Annotated in this window: 12 protein-coding genes; 10 read left to right on the top strand and 2 right to left on the bottom strand. The window is 69.0% G+C overall.

All coding sequences use genetic code 11. The annotated features are described in order from the left end of the window. Positions 1-2: 2 nt before the first annotated feature. Both ACIQ1J_RS32815 and ACIQ1J_RS32810 read right to left on the bottom strand, forming a co-directional pair. Positions 3-1,946: a hypothetical protein gene (locus tag ACIQ1J_RS32815; RefSeq protein WP_403562636.1), complete on the bottom strand. Its 1,944-nt coding sequence runs from the start codon at positions 1,944-1,946 to the stop codon at positions 3-5. A 135-nt stretch (positions 1,947-2,081) separates the two neighbouring features. Continuing rightward, positions 2,082-3,236 (bottom strand): serine hydrolase domain-containing protein, encoded by a 1,155-nt coding sequence (locus ACIQ1J_RS32810; protein WP_403562634.1) that lies wholly within the window; start codon positions 3,234-3,236, stop codon positions 2,082-2,084. 321 nt (positions 3,237-3,557) lie between these two features. Between ACIQ1J_RS32810 and ACIQ1J_RS32805 the strand changes: the two genes are divergently transcribed. The 10 genes from ACIQ1J_RS32805 to ACIQ1J_RS32760 all read left to right on the top strand — a co-directional run bounded on the left by ACIQ1J_RS32805 (position 3,558) and on the right by ACIQ1J_RS32760 (position 17,371). Then, positions 3,558-4,178 (top strand): TetR/AcrR family transcriptional regulator, encoded by a 621-nt coding sequence (locus ACIQ1J_RS32805; RefSeq protein ID WP_403562632.1) that lies wholly within the window; start codon positions 3,558-3,560, stop codon positions 4,176-4,178. A 292-nt stretch (positions 4,179-4,470) separates the two neighbouring features. Beyond that, positions 4,471-5,613: an ABC transporter permease gene (locus ACIQ1J_RS32800; protein ID WP_403562630.1), complete on the top strand. Its 1,143-nt coding sequence runs from the start codon at positions 4,471-4,473 to the stop codon at positions 5,611-5,613. A 20-nt stretch (positions 5,614-5,633) separates the two neighbouring features. Continuing rightward, positions 5,634-7,673 (top strand): dipeptide/oligopeptide/nickel ABC transporter permease/ATP-binding protein, encoded by a 2,040-nt coding sequence (locus ACIQ1J_RS32795; RefSeq protein ID WP_403562628.1) that lies wholly within the window; start codon positions 5,634-5,636, stop codon positions 7,671-7,673. After that, positions 7,670-8,518, top strand: a complete 849-nt coding sequence (locus tag ACIQ1J_RS32790; RefSeq protein ID WP_403562626.1) for an ATP-binding cassette domain-containing protein — start codon at positions 7,670-7,672, stop codon at positions 8,516-8,518. Before ACIQ1J_RS32795 ends, ACIQ1J_RS32790 begins: the two co-directional genes overlap by 4 nt. 77 nt (positions 8,519-8,595) lie before the next feature. Next, a complete protein-coding gene (locus ACIQ1J_RS32785; protein ID WP_403562624.1) occupies positions 8,596-10,152 on the top strand; it encodes an ABC transporter substrate-binding protein in 1,557 nt (518 codons plus the stop codon). Between the two features lie 198 nt (positions 10,153-10,350). Beyond that, on the top strand, positions 10,351-12,849 hold the full coding sequence (locus tag ACIQ1J_RS32780) for a family 78 glycoside hydrolase catalytic domain (RefSeq protein WP_403562622.1): 2,499 nt from the start codon (positions 10,351-10,353) through the stop codon (positions 12,847-12,849). Between the two features lie 35 nt (positions 12,850-12,884). Further along, positions 12,885-13,694 carry a sugar phosphate isomerase/epimerase family protein gene (locus tag ACIQ1J_RS32775; RefSeq protein WP_403562620.1) on the top strand — a complete coding sequence of 270 codons (810 nt, stop codon included), beginning with the start codon at positions 12,885-12,887 and terminating at the stop codon, positions 13,692-13,694. Next, entirely contained in the window at positions 13,691-14,794 is a 1,104-nt protein-coding gene (locus tag ACIQ1J_RS32770) for a Gfo/Idh/MocA family protein (protein WP_403562618.1), read from the top strand. The genes ACIQ1J_RS32775 and ACIQ1J_RS32770 overlap by 4 nt, the downstream gene beginning before the upstream one ends. A 113-nt stretch (positions 14,795-14,907) precedes the next feature. Beyond that, on the top strand, positions 14,908-16,053 hold the full coding sequence (locus tag ACIQ1J_RS32765; RefSeq protein ID WP_403562688.1) for a serine hydrolase domain-containing protein: 1,146 nt from the start codon (positions 14,908-14,910) through the stop codon (positions 16,051-16,053). Between the two features lie 214 nt (positions 16,054-16,267). Then, the gene (locus ACIQ1J_RS32760; protein ID WP_403562616.1) at positions 16,268-17,371 is read left to right on the top strand and encodes an alpha/beta hydrolase family esterase; all 1,104 of its coding nucleotides are present in this window, start codon (positions 16,268-16,270) and stop codon (positions 17,369-17,371) included. Positions 17,372-17,472: the final 101 nt, after the last annotated feature.

Genomic DNA, 17,472 nt, shown 5'->3' with positions numbered 1-17,472 from the left:
GCTCAGGATCCGTCCGTCACGCGCACCTGGAGCCGCGCCAAGTTCTCCACGAGCCGGACCGAGTCCGAGGCGTCTGCTTGGCGTTGGCTCGCCACCCGCACCACGACCATATGGGTACCCGGTTGCGTGAAGCAGTGCTCCAGATCAACCGTCAGGTGCGACGCCGGCTCCTTGATCTGGGCCTTCAACTCGAAGCGGCCCGTACCGTCCAAGTCCCAGGCTGCCCCGACCGCTGATCCCGTCCCGGGCGGGACCTCGACCTCGGCCGTGAAACGCACGGTCTTGCCGACGCCGGCCTCGGCTGGCCCCACGAGGGAGACGAGCGGTTGGATTCCGCCCCGCCGCCCAGCAGTCGGCGCCAGCAGCGTCCTGTTCCAGGCGTCCAGCTCATAGGAGGTGTCGGTCGGCGGTGTCACGTCGTCCTCCGCCCATGCCACGAGGTCCTCAAGTGCTTGCAGGGAGGTACCGAGGAACCTGACGAACCGCAAGTTGGGCTCGGTGCCATGCTCGGGTGCCGGGTCACCGTGCTGGGCGTTGTCGAGGATCCAGAGGCGTATGCGGTCCTCGCCGTCCCCCAGCCGGGCACGCACCGACTCGACGTACTCGTGCGCGAACAGGGGTGGGCACAGGTGGTCGAGGGCGCTCTGGACGACGATCATCTTGCCGTCGAACCGGCCGGTCGGCAGTGCGCAGAGCACGGCCCGGCGCTCCGCGTCCGCGGGCCGCTGCGGCCAGATCGGCAGGCCATCGCCGGCCCAGCGTCGCATCGTCGGCCGCTGCGGGTCGATGATGTGCCGGTGGTAGTGGGCCCAGGCCTGATCCAGGGTGTTGTCCAGGGTGATCTCCTGGCCCACCCGTGGCGCCGGGCGCTCGTTGAATTCGGCGAAGCCGACGCGGTCACCGTCCACCACCGTGCACACCCGAAGGACCTCGTCGCCGGGGTCGCCGACAGTGAAGCGGCAGCCGATTATGTCCTCGGTGAGCTCGACACCGTCGATGCGGGCACCGACCACGCGGTCGGGTGGAAGCAGCCGGCGGAGTTCCTCGCCGAGCGGTCCCATCAGGGCGCTCGCTTCCGGATCCGATGCCCGGACGAGTTCGGTGACGGTGCCGGTGGCGCGCAGAGGTTGCCTGCCCTCGCCCGCGTAGCCAGGGAGGTTCCAGTAGTCCGTTGCGTACTCGGGGTCGATGAGCGGGATCCAGTTCGCCCACTCTGCCGCACCCATGTTGAGCAGGAACTCGGCGCCCTTCGGATATCCGACCTGGTAGAGGTCGGACAGGCACTGCCGCTGCTCGTCCGTGTCGAGGACCGAGAAGGGGTCCGCGCCCGCGTCGACGGCCGCGGTGATCTCCTCCCTCTTGTGCCGCAGTGCGAGTTCCGCGCGGCCCCAGACCGACCAGTAGTGCCAGGCCAGGTGCTGATTGACCATCACGATCGGGACCGCGCCGTCCCACAGTCCCGGCACCTGCTCGATGCCCGCGACCGAGCGGGCACCGCCGCCGCTGGCGCCGATGAGGTAGGAGTGGTGCGGCCGCGCGCCGAGCAGCTCGGCCGCGGCCGACTTGGCGTAACGGGCGGTCTGCGCGCTCGCCCGGTGTGACAGGATCGTGAGGTCATCCGGGAGACCGGGACCACCGACCCCGGGGCGCTGCGGAGTGAGGATCCAGCCCTGGTTCGAGGCGACCACGAAGGCGCCCAGGCGGAACGCGCCGCGGAGCAGCTTCTCCAGGTACTCGGGCGGGTGCGCCTCGACTCCTCCGACACCGCCCGCGAGTTCCTGGACCATCCGCCCCCGGTAGGTCTCGCGCTCCGGCAGGTACATCACGAAGCGGGTTTCGGTGCCCTCGAAACCACCGTGCAGATAGCGGTGCGGGACGGGGCTCTCACGCCACTCGTCGACATCGATGAACGCGGGGCCGAACGCGGGATCGTCCTGATGGGACACATCGAGTGCAACTGCCTTATCCGGTAAGGCGGTTGGGTCGTGGTCGGACATATCTCGGTGACTCGCAATCTGGGCCGTTGAGGCGCCGGTGCCGGACGCGGCGGTGCGCGCGGGGTGGTGAGAGGTGAGGAGTGGTCAGGCGACGCAGGCGATCGCCGCTGCGTTCAGGTCGCGGGCGCGGCGTACGACGCGGACGTTGTTCCGGTCGACGCCGTTGGTCAGGTAGACGAAGGAGAGGCCACTGTCCGGGTCGGCCCAACTGACCTGTCCGGCGGCCCCGTTGTGCCCGAACGTGCGCGGCGTCGCGCCGCCTCCGCCGACGCGGTGCAGGCAAGTCGGGTCGTCCCCCTGCAGTTCGAGGCCGCGCGTACGGTTCGCGATGACGCCGAGCGGGTCGGTGAACGTGTTCCGCACCTTGGTGGTGACGTCGTGCCGGATCGCGGGGTCCCACAGGCGCTTGGGGTCGTGCAGCACGTGCTGGTAGAACTGCGCGAAGCTTGCCGCGTCGCTCACACCTCCGGCCCCCGGGAGGCCGTACGCCACCAGGTCGGGTCGCTGGCACTGGACCAGAAGGTCTTCGGGACGCACACTCGGGTTCGCGGCCTCAGCCGCGATCGCCTCGCTCAGTTCGCGCGGCAGCGAGTCGACGCCGAGGAGGTCCTTGATTTCCTCCTCCGTGCTGGGCTCACCGGCGCCGACTATGAGTTGGAGATCACCCTGCCGGTCCTCGGGAACACCGAGTTCGAGCCGGTCGAGGCCCAAGGGATCGAGGATCCGCTCCCGCAGCGCCGTGCGGTGGTCGGTGCCGGTCACCCGCTCCACCAGTTCCGCCATCACGTAGTGCGCGCTGAACCCGTGATAGCCGTGGGCCGTGCCCGGCTCGAAGGACGGCTCCCACTGTTCCATCTGCCGCACCCGGGCCGGGCGGTCGAAGATCGTGTCGTGGTCGAGCGCTGCCTCCGGGAACCCCGCGGTGAACAGCAGGAGGTGTTCGAGCGTCACCCGGTCCTTGCCGTGTGCCCCGAACTCCGGCCACAGATCCGCGACCGGCGCGAGGGGGTCCAGCTTGCCCTCACCCATCAACTGCCACACGAGCGAACTGAACACCGGCTTGGTCGTCGACCAGATCGAGAACCGGGCGTCGGACGGCGCGTCGCCGACCGTCTCGTGCACGAGTACCTCGCCGTGCCTGGCCAAGGCGTACTGGCACGCCGGCAACAGCCCTTCGTCCACGTCCCGTTGCGCCCGCGCCTTCAGTTCGGCGACGCGCTGTACGGACAATCCTGCCATCTCGGCTCCTCGCGCTTGGTGGTAAGTGACCGGTTGGGGAGGGCAGTTTGCGGTCCTTGACCGCTCCCCGATGGTGTTGCGACCCCGGGGCAGTCCTCGGCCGGTTCTCAGGGCCACTGCTGCTCGGAGCTCTCCGCGTCCCGCTCGTCCGCAGCGCAAGGGACCCTCGAAGCGAATCTCAAGTCCAACTTGAATTTCATAGTGTCGGCGGCTCGGGTGCACGTCAACAGCTGCGCGAGAGTTTCCCGTTCTCATCGACGCCTCGCCGGTCGCGTCCGCGAAGCGAACGGGCGTGTGTGCGGAGTCGGATACGGTGCTGGCATGTCAGAGCCCCGTCGGCGCGGTCCGTATGCACGGACGCGCGAACGCCGCGCAACCATCGCCCAGGCCGCGTTGGCGCTGGTGGTCGAGCATGGCCACCGCAGTGTCACCACGCTCGGGGTGGCCAAGCGGGCAGGCATGAGTGAAGCGGGTCTCCTCTACCACTTCCCCTCCAAGGAAGCGCTCCTCGTCGCGGCTCTGACCTTGTTCGACGAGCAGGAGATGAGCCTGCTGAGCCCGGGCGAGTCCGTCGCGGCCGCCCCCGCGCTCGCCGTGGTCGGCGTGCGCCGCACCAACATCGTCCACCTCTACGCGTCCCTGCTCGGCGAGGCCGGCAACCCCGAACACCCCGCGCACGACTACTTCAAGGAACACTGGCGCCTCTCGCGCGCGCGGCTTGCCCAGGACATCTCACTGCTCCAGGAGACCGGAGAGGTCGGCTCCGCGGTCGATCCGGAACAGGCCGCAGCCTTGATCATCGCGGCCTGGGACGGACTGCAGAACCACTGGCTGGTCGATCCGTCGTTCGACATCGGCGCCCGGCTCGGAGCCTTCATCGACGCCGTCCTGCTGCGCTCCCCCCGGGGGCGCCGGGGCGACGCGCGCAAGGTCACGTCGTAGGCGGTCCGGGCTTACCGGCCGCCGGTCACCCACCGCCAGGCCAGCCTCGGCAGTCGCCGGTCCACCCACCGGCAGATCAACTTCGGCAGTCGGCTCACCCACCGGCTGGCCAACTTCGGTAGCCGGTACGCCTGGTAGTCCGGATTCCGCCACCACCGGTGAGCCCGGCACCTCGGATGAGGTATTCGCCGCCGGTTCGCCCGCGCGGCCATGCCCGCTGCCCAACCGGTCACCCACTACCCGAACTTCAGTGTGCGCTCGGTATTGACGGCACGCCAAGCCCAGTCCTAACTTGAGCGCGAACTTCAAGTGTCACTGGAAATTCAACGGTCCGAAACCGATCTGGAACATCGACCGCCGTCGACACCCGATCCGAGCCATCTCCGGAGAGCGCCGTGCGCAACTTGCCTTCCACCGTGCCGCCATACATCGCCTCCGCCGCGGGCGCCGCTCGCTCGGCGCCCGCAGGAGACCTGGCCACGCGGGACCTACCGTGCTGAAACTCCTCGGGCACCGCCTGCTGTGGTCACTGCCCGTCGTCTTCGTCGCCACAGCCCTGTCGTTCGTCCTCACCAATGTGGCCCCAGGGGACGCCGCGCAGATGATGCTCGGTCCGCAAGCCACCTCGCAGCAGATCGTCGCCCTCCGTGAGAGCCTCGGCCTGGACAAGCCGATCTTCGAGCAGTACGGAAGCTGGCTGGGCCATGCGGTGCAGGGTGACTTCGGAACCTCGATCCTCTCCGGTGAGGGCATCACGTCCCAGCTCAACGAGCACCTTGAGGTCACGTTCTCGCTGCTGATCCTGGGCACACTGGCGAGTGCCGTCCTCGGCCTTGCCCTCGGCATCACCTCGGCGGTGCGCGGCGGTGTCACCCGCAGCATCGTCGACGTCCTGTCTCTGGGCGGCATGGCCATCCCCAACTTCTGGCTGGCGGTGGTCCTCACCTCGTTCTTCTCGGTCACGCTCCGGCTCCTGCCAGTCGCCGGATACGTCAGCTTCGCGGATTCGCCAGGGCAGTGGGCGCGGTCCCTGGTGCTGCCGGTGACCTCCCTGGCGATCGGCGGGGCCACGGTCATCGCCAAGCAGACCCGCGACTCTCTCGGGCAGGTCCTGGGCCAGGACTTCATCAAGACGCTGCGGGCCAATGGCCTCTCGCACCGGTCGATTCTCTTCCGGCACGCGCTCCGCAACGCAGGCGTGCCGATCATGAGCGTCATCGGCATCGTGTTCGTCGGGCTGATCAGCGGCACGATCTTCATCGAGCAGGTCTTCGCAATGCCCGGCCTCGGTTCCATCGTCCAACAGGCGACAGCGCAAAGGGACTTGCCTGTGATCCAGGGAGCAGTCGTGTACTTCACCTTGCTCGTCGTCGCGGCGAACCTGCTCGTCGATCTCTGTTACGGCGCGATCGACCCCCGGGTGCGTGTCCGGTGACCGGCATCGAGCAGACTGCAGTGGACCCCACGCGCGGCGGCGCCGGCCTGAAGGACGAACAGGCTGAGCGGTCGTCGGTGACGAAGCCACAGCCGCGGCGCGGATCGGCACTGCGGGCGTTGGTGCGCAGGCCGCTGGCAGTCATCTCGCTCCTGTGGCTGGTGGCAGTCGGCGTGATGAGCGTGGGTGCGGACGTGCTCGCTCCGTACGGGCCCACGAGCACCGACCTGACCCACGTGCTGTCCGGGCCCAGCGGGCAACACTGGCTGGGTACCGACCAGTTGGGCCGGGACATCCTCAGCCGTGTCCTGTTCGGTGGTCAGGGGGTTCTGCTGGGAATCGTGGAGGTGACGCTCGTCTGCGTCATCACCGGGACCGTCATGGGCGTGCTGGCCGGCTACCTGGGCCGCTGGGTGGACTGGGCGGTGCTGCGCTGGATCGAGATCACGGTCGCGCTCCCGGCCATTCTCATCCTCCTGCTCGTCCTCGCCGTGTTCCCCGGAAACCAGCATCTCGCGATGATCACGCTCGGCGTGCTCGGTGCGTCGGGGCTCGCCCGGGTCATCCGCGCCGAGACGCAACGCGTCCGTACGGAGCAGTACGTCTCGGCGGCCCGCGTGTCCGGCCTCGGCGACGGCCAGATCCTGCTCCGGCATATCGTGTCGCGCCTCGCGACGACGATCGTCGTGCAGGCGTCCCTGATGGCCGCGGCCGCGGTCGGTGTGCAGGCGGGTCTGTCCTTCCTCGGACTCGGCGTGCAGGAACCGGAGCCGTCCTGGGGCGGTCTGATCACCCAGGCGAGCCAGGTCCTGGACCGGTCCAGCTGGATGCTGGTGCCGTCGGGCGGCGTCATCGCTCTGACCATGCTCGCCCTCGCGCTGCTCGGCGACGCCCTGCGCGATGTCATGGTGCAACGGTGGAGCACCGCACCGGCACCGGCACGGCGCCGCGGCGCGAGCGACGGCGGCGCGCTGCCCGTAACGGACGAAGGCGAGGACGATCAAGCCGGAGCCGGCAACGGTCCGCCGGACGCGAACGCACTGCTCTCCGTCCGCGGGCTCCGGGTCGTCTTCGGTGCGGGGGACACGCGCAGCGCAGTGGTCCAAGGCGTCGGCTTTCACGTCGCGCGGGGCGAGGTCCTTGGCATCGTCGGGGAGTCCGGATGCGGCAAGTCGGTCACGGTCTCCGCCGTACTCGGCCTGCTGCCGGGCAGCGCCGAAGTCCGCGCGCGTTCCTGCCGCTTCGACGGATCCGAGCTGCTCCAGCTGTCGGGCCGTGACCGGCACGCGCTGCGCGGAGCCCGGATCGGCTATGTGTCCCAGGAACCCATGACCGCGCTCGACCCCACGTTCCCCGTCGGCGGCGTGCTCTCCGAGGCCGTGCGCCGACATCACGGCCTTGACCGCCGTGCCGCACGGGCACGTGCGGTGGAACTCCTCGACCTGGTCAACATCCCGAATCCGCAAGCCGTCTTGCGCCAGTATCCGCACCAGATCTCCGGAGGCATGGCCCAGCGTGTCGCCATCGCGCTCGCCCTGGCCGGGGACCCCGAGTTGCTTGTCGCCGACGAACCGACGACCGCGCTGGACCCCCGCGTGCAGGCCGAGATCCTCGCACTGCTGCGGCACCTCCAGGCGGAACGGGGACTCGCTATCGTCCTGATCACCCACGACTGGGGCGTCGCGGCGCAATTGTGTGCGCGCGCGGTCGTCATGTACGCCGGACAGGTCGTCGAGCAGGGGCCGGTCGGCACGCTGTACCACTCGCCGGCGCACCCGTACACGGCCAGCCTCCTTGCGGCCAACCCGCACCGCGCACTCGGCCGGACATCGGCCGACGGCAGCACCACTGGGGACTTGAAGCGGCTCCCGACGATCCCTGGCACCGTGCCGGCCCCCGCCGACTGGCCGGCGAGTTGCCACTTCCAGGATCGCTGCCCGCTCGCCGCCGCCGACTGCGCGCAGCGCCCGATCCCCCTGGCGGCCATCACCGCCGATCACGACAGTCGCTGCATCCACATCGACCGCGTGCGGGAACTCGACCTGGAGGATGCCTCGTGAGCCGGACCGACACGGCACCCGCCCAGCCCCTGCTGAGCGCACACGGAATCGTCCTCGACTATCCGCAGGGGTTTCGCCGCAAGCCCGCCCGCGTCCTCCACGGAGTCGGCATCGACATCGCCGAGGGCGAAACTCTCGGCCTGGTCGGTGAGTCGGGCTCTGGCAAGAGCTCCCTCGCCAACATCGTCCTCGGCTTCCGCCCGCCGACCGAAGGGCAGATCCGGTTCCGCGGCCGCGACATCACCGCAGCCGGTCGGCGCGAGCGCCAGGCCCTCAGCTCGGAGATCCAGGCGGTCTTCCAGGACCCCTACAGCTCCCTCAACCCCACGCGACGGGTGGGTACTTCCATTGCCGAGCCCCTGCTGCGGCAGTCGTCCCCGCTGTCGCGCCGAGACATCGCCGAGCGCGTGCACGACATGCTCGTCCGGGTCGGTCTGCCGCCCGACGCCGCCGACCGCTATCCGGCGCACTTCTCGGGCGGACAACGGCAACGCATCGCCATCGCCCGCGCCCTGATCATCAACCCGTCCCTCGTCATCTGCGACGAACCGGTCAGCGCGCTCGACCTCTCCGTGCAGGCACAGATCCTCAACCTCCTCGCCGAACTGCAGGAGTCGATGGGCCTCAGCTACCTCTTCATCGCGCACGACCTCGCAGTGGTCCGCTTCCTGTCCCACCGCATGGCCGTGATGCACCAGGGCCGCATCGTCGAGACCGGCCCGGCAGAGCGCGTCTACAGCGCGCCCACCGACCCGTACACCCGGCAGCTGCTCGCCGCGGTGCCCGACCCGGATCCCGATCGAGCACCCGCCCAGCGGCTCACCGCCGCACAGGACTCCCGATAACACCCTCGTCATACGCGATCCGGACCGCCGGCACCAACACCCGTTCCGGACGCATGGCCTTGCATGGAGGAAGTTCCATGAACAGAGGATTCACCCGCACCCCGACGTTGCTGACCGGTGTGGTGTGCGCCGCACTGACCGCGTCGGCCTGCAGCGGCACCGCCGACTCGCCGACGGGCGAGTCCGGAGGCACGCTCAACGTCGTCTCGCTCATGCCACCCAGCACCTTCAACCCGGCGCGCGCGGGCATCACTGTAGGGGAGAACTGGTACACCCCCCTCGCGTACGACTCGCTCATCCACCGCGGCCCGGAAGGCAAGTTCGAGCCCGGCCTGGCCACTTCGTGGAAGTACGTCGGCAAGGGCAACCGTGAGTTCCAACTCACCCTGCGGCAAGGTGTGAAGTTCGCGGACGGCACACCGGTCACGACGGCCGCGGTGGTCAATTCGCTCAAGTACACCTTCGCCGATCCCGCCAGTCCGAACGCACCGGCCCTCGGCAAGGTGACCGTCGAGGCGACCGGCGACCGCACCGTCACCCTCAAGCTCGAGCGGCCCAACCCGGAAATGCCCTACAACCTGTCGTCGACCACTCATCTCAGCTCGGTGGTCAGTGCGAAGGGCCTCGCCGACAAGAAGGCATTGGGGCACCAGACCTTCGGCGCAGGACCGTACGTGCTCGACGAAAAGGCGACCGTCTCCGGGGACCACTACACCTACACACCGAACCCGAACTACTACAACAAGTCCGCGATCCGCTACGGCAAGATCGTCATCAAGGTCGTCAGCTCCACCAACGCGGCGCTCTCCCTGCTCAAGACCGGCGCCGCCGATTTGGCGCAGGGCGACATCAACACAATGGACAGCGCCAAGAGCGCCAACCTCAAGACGTACTCCACCCTGGTCGGGGAGACCGGAATCCAACTGACCGGCCGTGCGAAGGGCGCCGGGGCGAAGCCCCTGCGCAACAAGCTCGTCCGGCAGGCGCTGAACTACGCCGTCGACCGAAAGGCCATCGCCGAGGGGCTGCTGCACGGCACGGGCAAGCCGGTCAACCAGATAGGGACACCGGGTACGCCCGACTACCTCGAGTCGGAAGCCGATCGCTACGCCTACGACCCCGAGAAGGCGAAGTCGCTGCTGGCGAAGGCAGGTTACCCGAACGGCTTCAGCGCCACCATGCTCAGTCTGACCGTGAACCCACCCACCAGTGACGTCGCACAAGCCGTGATATCGGACTGGGCCAAGATCGGTGTGAAGGTGCGTGCGATCAACGCCAGCGACGGTGCCAAGTACTCACGGGAGTATCTGAGCGCGGAGCATTCCATGGTGTCCTACGGGTACGGCTACGTCCCGTTCTTCCTCTACGCGAAGCAGTTCTACAGTCCGACCCCCGGCCTGATGTACGGCGGGGACGACCCGACGGTGGCGTCACTGGTCAAGCAAGGCGGCAGCGCGACGGGCGCCGAGCAGCGCTCGCTCTACGATCAGGCAACGCGGCGGGCCGTCGACCTGGCCTATCTCGTGCCGGTGACCAGCTTCTCGGTCTTCTACTACACCTCGCCCAAGGTGAAGGGCGTGAAGGTCGATCTGCGGCGTCCGCTTCTCGACCTCACCGAAATCTCCCCGGCCTGACAACGGCCAGTCCGACAGCGGTCGCGCTCGGCGTCGGCCCGGCGGTGTACCACTCCGACGGGCGACCTCGGCCTGCCGCCAGGAGGCCTCGGGAGGGTGAGCCCGAGACCTCCGCTACATGGCCGTACGCACGCCCGACCGACCAAGACTCCGTCGAACCGAGCGCGGCCAACTGTCTCCTAACGAGAAATGGACAACATGCTCTCAGCACAGTTCGAAGCCGCCGGCGCGGTGTTCGTCGGCTCGCCCGAACGACGCGTGGGCGAGCCGGGCGATCCGGCGGTGTACTTCCGGACCGAGTTCGAAGCTCGCCCGGACCTCCTGAGCGCAACCCTCCACATCACCGCCCTCGGTGCCGTCGAGACCTATCTGAACGGATCCGAGGTCGGCGACGAGGTCCTGGCACCGGGCTGGACGTCCTACCGGCACCGCCTCCTCGTCCGCAGCCACGACCTCACCGCCTCGGTGCGCACCGGCACCAACGCGTTCGGCGCCATCGTCGGCGACGGCTGGGCCGTCGGCCGCCTCGGCTTCGAGGAGATCACGCGCCCCCGGATCTATGCCGATCGTCCCGCCCTGCTCTCCCTGATCGAACTGCGCTACCCGGACCGGACGGAGTACGTGGCCTCGGGCGAGAGGTTCCGGTGCGGTCAGGGCTCCGTACGCGCCAACTCCCTCTACGACGGGGTCACCATCGACGCGACGCTCGAACCGGCCGGGTGGAACGAGCCCGGATTCGACGACCGCACCTGGCAAGAGACGGAACGGGTCGACTGGGACCTGGCCGCCCTGGCGGAGGCCACCGCGGAGCCGATCCGACGCGTCGAGGCGTTGCCGCCACTGAAGATCTGGAAGTCCCCGGCCGGAACCACGGTCGTGGACTTCGGGCAGAACCTTCCCGGTTGGGTCCGGCTCCGCCTGGACGGGCCCCGCGGAACCACTGTCTCCGTGCGGCACGCCGAGGTGCTCGTCGACGGCGTGCCGGACTACACGACACTGCGCACGGCCGAGGCGACCGACCGGTACGTGCTCGCCGGCGACGGACCCGAGGAGTTCGAGCCGCGGTTCACCTACCACGGCTTCCGATACGCCGAGATCGACGGACTCCCCGGCGACCTGCGGCCGGACGACGTACAGGCCGTCGTCGTGCACAGTGACATGACCCGTACGGGATGGTTCGAGACGTCGGATGCCCTGCTGAACCGGCTGCACGAGAACGTCGTCTGGTCGATGCGCGGCAACTTCGTCGGCATCCCCACCGACTGTCCGCAGCGCGACGAGCGACTCGGCTGGACGGGAGACATCAACGCCTTCGCCCCGACGGCGACCTACCTGTACGACGTGCGCGGGGTGCTGATGTCGTGGCTCGACGACCTCGCCCTTGAGCAGAAGGACTTCGGGTTCGTCCCGTACGTCGTACCTGATGTCCAGCCCGGCCACGACACACCGGCGGCCTTGTGGAGCGACGTCGCGGTGCGGCTGCCCTGGCAGCTGTACTGGGAGTACGGCGACGAGGAGACTCTGCGTCGCTGTTACGCATCGATGGCGACCTTCACCCGGAGCGTGGTGCCGCTGCTCGATCGCACGGGCCTGTGGAACAGCGGGTTTCAGTTCGGGGACTGGCTCGACCCCGATGCTCCGATGGACCGCCCCGGCCAGTCCAAGGCTGACCGGTATCTCGTCGCGACGGCCTTCTTCCACCAGACCGTACGGGAAATGGCGCGCGCCGCAGAGGGGCTGGACCGAGCGGAGGACATCGCGTACTTCACCGAGGTCGCGGATCGAGTCCGAGCGGGCTTCCGCGCCGAATACGTGAGCTGCAGCGGCCGAATCACCGGCGAGTGCGCGACATCGTACGCCCTGGCGATCCGCTTCGGCCTGCTCGACGAGAGCCAACTGCCCCACGCCGGCGCCCGCCTGGCCGACATCGTGCGGCGCGACGGATACCGCATCTCCACGGGCTTCGCGGGCACGCCGCATGTGGCGCACGCCCTGACGGCGACCGGGCACTCGGACGACGCCTATCGCCTGCTGCTGCAGACACGGGCACCCTCGTTCCTCGATCCGGTCGTCCGCGGGGCCACCACCATCTGGGAGCGGTGGGACGCCATCCTGCCCGACGGCACGGTGAACCCGTCCGGAATGACGTCCCTCAACCACTACGCGCTCGGCTCCGTCGCCCACTGGATGCACTCCGCGATCGGAGGCGTCAGCGCGACGAGCGCGGGCTACCGAACGATGCGGATCGCGCCCCGGCCCGGCGGCGGCCTGGCCCATGCACGGACCGCGCACGACACCGTCCACGGGCGAGTGAGCGTCGAGTGGCAACGCGGGGACGACACCATGACCGTGCGTGTCACGATCCCGCAGGGCACGACGGCGGTCGTGGCGTTGCCCGAGCACCCGGACCGGACGGAGCACGCCGTCGACGCCGGTCGCTACGAGTGGACCTACACGCCCGCTCCCGCACCGGAACAGCTCACCCTCGACAGTCGCGTCGAGCACCTTGCCGCCGACCACGCGATCATCGCGTCTGTGTCGGCGGTTCTGCGGGACTATCTGCCACCCCACATCGATGTCGAGCAACTCCTCGGCCAGTCCACAGCCCTGCCCCTGTCCGTTCTTCTGAACGAGCTCCCCGGGGTGACCGACCGTACGCGCCGCGAACTCACGGCGGCCATCGCGTGCGACAACTGATCAGCAGAGAAACACGAAGCGAGGATTCCGTTCCCATGACCTACTCAGTCCAGCTCTACACCGTTCGCAACGCCCTCGAAGAAGACTTCGCAGGAACCATCCGGCGCCTCGCCGCGATCGGCTACCGCCGAGTCGAACCCTGTGCCTTCGAGACCAACACGGAGGCCCTCGCCGCCGTGCTCGCGGAGAACGACATCACGGCTCCGACCGGCCACACCATGCTGATCCCCACCGGCGCCCCCGCCGACATCGCCGCCGACATCACGGCGGAGGCCCTGCCCGACCAGGACAAGATCTTCGCGGCCGCACGGCGCCTCGGCATCGGCACCGTGGTCCACCCCCTCGTCCCGCCGGAGCGCTGGCAGGACATCGAGGCGATCCGTGACACCGCGGCCCAGCTGAACGCCGCGGCGAAGAAGGGCGCTGATCACGGAGTCCGCGTGGGGTACCACAACCACGACTGGGAGATCTCCTCGAAGATCAAGGGCGTCACCGCCCTGGAGGTCTTCGCCGACCTGCTCGACCCCGAACTCGCCCTCGAGGTCGACACCTACTGGGCCACCGTGGGCGGCCAGGACCCCGCCAAGCTCCTGGACCGCCTCGGCGAGCGCGTGGTCGCCATCCACATCAAGGACGGTCCGGCCACGAAGGACATCTCCTTGCAAGTCCCCGCGGGACAGGGCGTGGTCGACGTGTGGGGCATCATCGAAGCGGCCAAGCACATCGAGGTGGGCATCGTCGAGTTCGACGACTACGCCGGGGACATCTTCGAAGGCGTCACCGCCTCGCTGCGCTACCTGGAGGCCGGCCCCGGCGCCGACCGCACCCAGGGCGGTGCCCGATGAGCCGCGGACCGGTCGGGGTGGCCGTCATCGGCGCCGGCGTGATCAGCGATCAGTACCTGAGGAATCTCACGGCGTTCCCGGACCTGAGGGTCCACGCCGTCACCGATCTTGTCCCTGAGGTCGCGAAGAGCCGCGCGCAGGAGTTCGGCATACCGGAGCACGGCACACCTGAACTCGCCCTGGACCACCCGGACGTCGAGATCATCGTCAACCTTACGACACCGGCGGCCCACGTCGAGATCGCGACCGCGGCGGTGCGGGCGGGCAAGCACGTGTGGAGCGAGAAGCCCTTCTCGCTCGACCGGGAGAGCGGGCTCCGGCTCCTCAAGGAAGCGGACGACGCCGGTATCCGGCTCGGGTGCGCGCCCGACACGTTCCTCGGGGCCGGCCTGCAGACGGCCCGCCGGATCATCGAGCGCGGGGACATCGGAACCCCGCTGACGGCTCAGACCACCTTCCAGACGCCGGGCCCGGAGGCATGGCACCCCAACCCGTACTTTCTGTTCCAGCGTGGCGCGGGGCCGCTGTTCGACATGGGCCCGTACTACCTCACCGCACTGGTGCAGATCTTCGGCAGCGTCTCCCGGGTCTCCGCGGTCGGCTCCACGGCCAAGGCCACCCGCACCATCGGCTCGGGCCCTCGAGCGGGCGAGGAGTTCGAGGTCGAGGTGCCCACGCATGTGAGCGCTCTGCTGCGGTTCGACTCCGGTGGCTCCGCGAACAGCACCTTCAGCTTCGACTCCCCCCACACCAGGGTCGGCTTCGTCGAGATCACCGGCAGCGAGGCGGCGCTCTCGCTGCCCGATCCGAACAACTTCGAGGGCGAGCTGAAGATCTGCCGTACGGGCGACAGCGAGTGGACGACCATCGCGGCGACAGGCCCGGCGGACGGTCGCGGCATGGGCGTGCTCGACATGGCGCGCTCCCTGCGTGGCGGTGCGCCGCACCGTGCCACCGGACAGTTGGCCCACCACGTTCTGGACACGATGGTGTCCGTCTCCGAGTCGATCGACGCGGGCTCGTTCGTCGACGTCGCCAGCTCGGCACCGGTCTCAAGGCCGGTTCCGGAGGACTGGGCGCCGGGTGAGGCAACGGTGTAGCCGGGGAGCGGCAGTGGTCGGTACCGCTGCCGCTCAGCCGTGCTGTCCGTGTGGAGCAGGGCGGCGGCATTCACCTTTGCCACCCGACTGACAAGGAGTATCCGACAGTGAGCATGACGAGCCGGCCCTTGGCCGCGATGCGTGCGCAGATCCAGGCTGCGGTCGACGAAGGCGTCTGGCCCGCGGCGCAGTTCGCCGTGGCTCGGCACAACGAGACAGTGGTGTTCGAGTCGTTCGGGGACGCGCGGGAGTCCGATCGGTTCTGCCTGTTCTCGGCCACCAAGCCGATCGTGGCATCGCTGGTGTGGCAGTTGATCGGGGAGGGTCTGCTCAGCCTGGAGACCCGGGTGGCCGAGGTGTGGCCCGAATTCGGCGCGCACGGCAAGGACGTCGTCAGCCTCGAGCATGTACTGCTGCACACTTGCGGGTTCCCGGGCGCCACAATCGGGCGGGAGGCCGTGTACTCCCGCGAGGGGCGATCCGCGCAGATGGCGGATTGGCGACTGGAGTGGTCACCCGGCAGCCGTTACGAGTACCACCCCCTCGGGGCGCACTGGGTGCTGGCGGAAGTGGTCCAAAGGGTGACGGGACGGGATTGCCGGGCTGCGTTGCGCGCCCGCGTGCTCGACCCGCTGGGCTTGGATTGTCTCGAACTGGGCGTGCCCAAGGAGCGGCAAGGCGACCTCATGCCGGCCACCGCAACCGGCAAGCGCCCGGTCCAGGTACTCGAAGCGGTGTCCGGACATCGCGTGGACGAAGAGGCTCTGGACGCCAACGAGTTGGTGGTCCTTGAGCTCGCCAATGACCCGGAGATGATCGCGGTGGGTGCGCCGGGCGGGGGAGCCTTCTCGGACGCGGCGAGTGTGGCGCTCTTCTACCAGGAGCTCCTGTGGAACTCGACGGAGCTGTGGCGGCCGGACGTGTTGGCCGACGCCACCGGCCACATCCGCAACACCTTCCCCGATGCGAACCGGGTAGGCGCGAGCGCCAACCGAAGCATCGGCCTGGTCATCACCGGACCGGACGACGGCGCGGTGTTGCGGATTCCGTCACGCGAGGGCGCGCTACCGATGCGGCCGTTCGGCGGATGCACGTCCCCGCGCGGCTTCGGGCACGGCGGCGCGGGAGGGCAGTCCGCCTGGGCGGACCCGGAAACCGGCCTGTCGTTCTGCCTGCTCACCAGCGGGCTCAACCGTGACGTCCTGGCCGATTACGAACGGCACATACAGATCGAGTCGTTGGTGGCGCAGTGGGCCTGACGCTTCCACATCCGCCGGAACTCGGACCACCTGCGGGCGAAGAGCGACCCGCGGTGCCATCGCGGCCACCGACCGCGACCTGCCTTCCGTGTCCCTCACCAGCGCGACCGGCGCACGCCCCCGGCCGCCAGTCCAACTGTCCTCTCCAGCAGAGGCCGTTGACCGCCCGTCGCGCATGGACCGTGCGCGCCGGACGCCCCGTTAGGAGGGCCTCGTGAGTTCCTCGTTCAGAAGGCACGATCGCACGCGCCTTGGCCGACAGACCGACCGCATACGCCTGCGTACCGTACTCGCCTCGACAGCCGCGGCGATCTGCCTGATGCTCGCCACCCCCTCTGCCGCCCTCGCCGCCGATCAAGGGGACATTGCGGGCAGCGCAGGGCGCGTAGACCATCGCACGTACGAAGCGGCCACGGGCGTCAACGATTACCTGGTCTACGTCCCCAAGGGCTGGAAGCCCTCCGACAAGCTCCCGCTGTACGTGATGGTGCACGGGTGCGGCACCACGGCAGAGCAGCAGATGCACGCCAATCTGCTCAACCCGCTCGCCGACCGCGAGCGCTTCCTCGTCGCGTATCCCGACAACGGCGGGCAGTGCTGGCGCGCGGTCACCAACGACCAAGCGAGCACGACGCGAGGCGGTGGCGGTGACGCGGACATCGTCGCCGGCATCACCCGGCAGACCAGCTCCGCCTACAACGTGAACACCGACCGCGTCTACCTCATGGGCATGTCCTCGGGAGCCTTCCAGTCGAGCGCGACGGCCGCCGCCTACCCCCACCTGTACGCGGCGGCCGGAGTGTCGGCTGGAGGCGGCTACGGAATGGACTTCCTTTCCTGCATGGTCCTGCCCGACGCCACCGCCCCTCTCTACGCGCCGCAGGCCGTCGCACAGATGGGGCCGCGGGCGCACGTGATGCCCTTCTTCTCGATCGGCGGGACCAGCGACCCGCTCGGCGAGCAGCACGGACTCGGCGGATGCGCGCGGCACGCGTATCTCGAGTGGCTCGCCGTCGACAACCTCCTGAAGCCGGGGGCGGACGGCGACACCTTCCGGGACGATCCGGCCTCGACCAGGACCGGCCAGGTCCCTGACGGCTACGCGTGGACCAGCGAACTGGCGCGCGGCCGGGACGGCTGCCAGATCGCCGAGCGGTGGATCGTGGATGGCATGTCGCACTACTGGCCCGGCGGAACCACGGACCCGGAGTACGCGGGCACTTTCAACGACCCCAAGGCGCCGAGTGCTTCGGACGCCTCGTGGCGCTTCTTCAAGCAGTTCACCCTCAGCGGAGGCAACGTCGCATGCCGCACGTGACGCTTCGGCGGGGCAGCGCTCCTTACCGCTGACGCTGCCGTGTCCCTCGAGGGTGTTGCCTGACGCACTCATGCCCGACGCCCAGAACCGTCCTGCCTGAT

This window comes from Streptomyces sp. NPDC097107 (genome assembly GCF_044762405.1).
GTDB classification, from domain to species: Bacteria; Actinomycetota; Actinomycetes; order Streptomycetales; family Streptomycetaceae; genus Streptomyces; species Streptomyces thinghirensis.
Note: the sequence above shows the minus strand (reverse complement) of the source record. Positions and strands in the feature narration are given on the sequence as shown.

Bases quoted from the DNA above. Each gene is read 5' to 3' on its own strand.
- ACIQ1J_RS32780 (WP_403562622.1), top strand. From the start codon at position 10,351: ATGCTCTCAGCACAGTTCGAAGCCGCCGGCGCGGTGTTCGTCGGCTCG.
- ACIQ1J_RS32775 (WP_403562620.1), top strand. From the start codon at position 12,885: ATGACCTACTCAGTCCAGCTCTACACCGTTCGCAACGCCCTCGAAGAA.
- ACIQ1J_RS32765 (WP_403562688.1), top strand. From the start codon at position 14,908: ATGACGAGCCGGCCCTTGGCCGCGATGCGTGCGCAGATCCAGGCTGCG.
- ACIQ1J_RS32770 (WP_403562618.1), top strand. From the start codon at position 13,691: ATGAGCCGCGGACCGGTCGGGGTGGCCGTCATCGGCGCCGGCGTGATC.
- ACIQ1J_RS32805 (WP_403562632.1), top strand. From the start codon at position 3,558: ATGTCAGAGCCCCGTCGGCGCGGTCCGTATGCACGGACGCGCGAACGC.
- ACIQ1J_RS32810 (WP_403562634.1), bottom strand. From the start codon at position 3,236: ATGGCAGGATTGTCCGTACAGCGCGTCGCCGAACTGAAGGCGCGGGCG.
- ACIQ1J_RS32785 (WP_403562624.1), top strand. From the start codon at position 8,596: ATGAACAGAGGATTCACCCGCACCCCGACGTTGCTGACCGGTGTGGTG.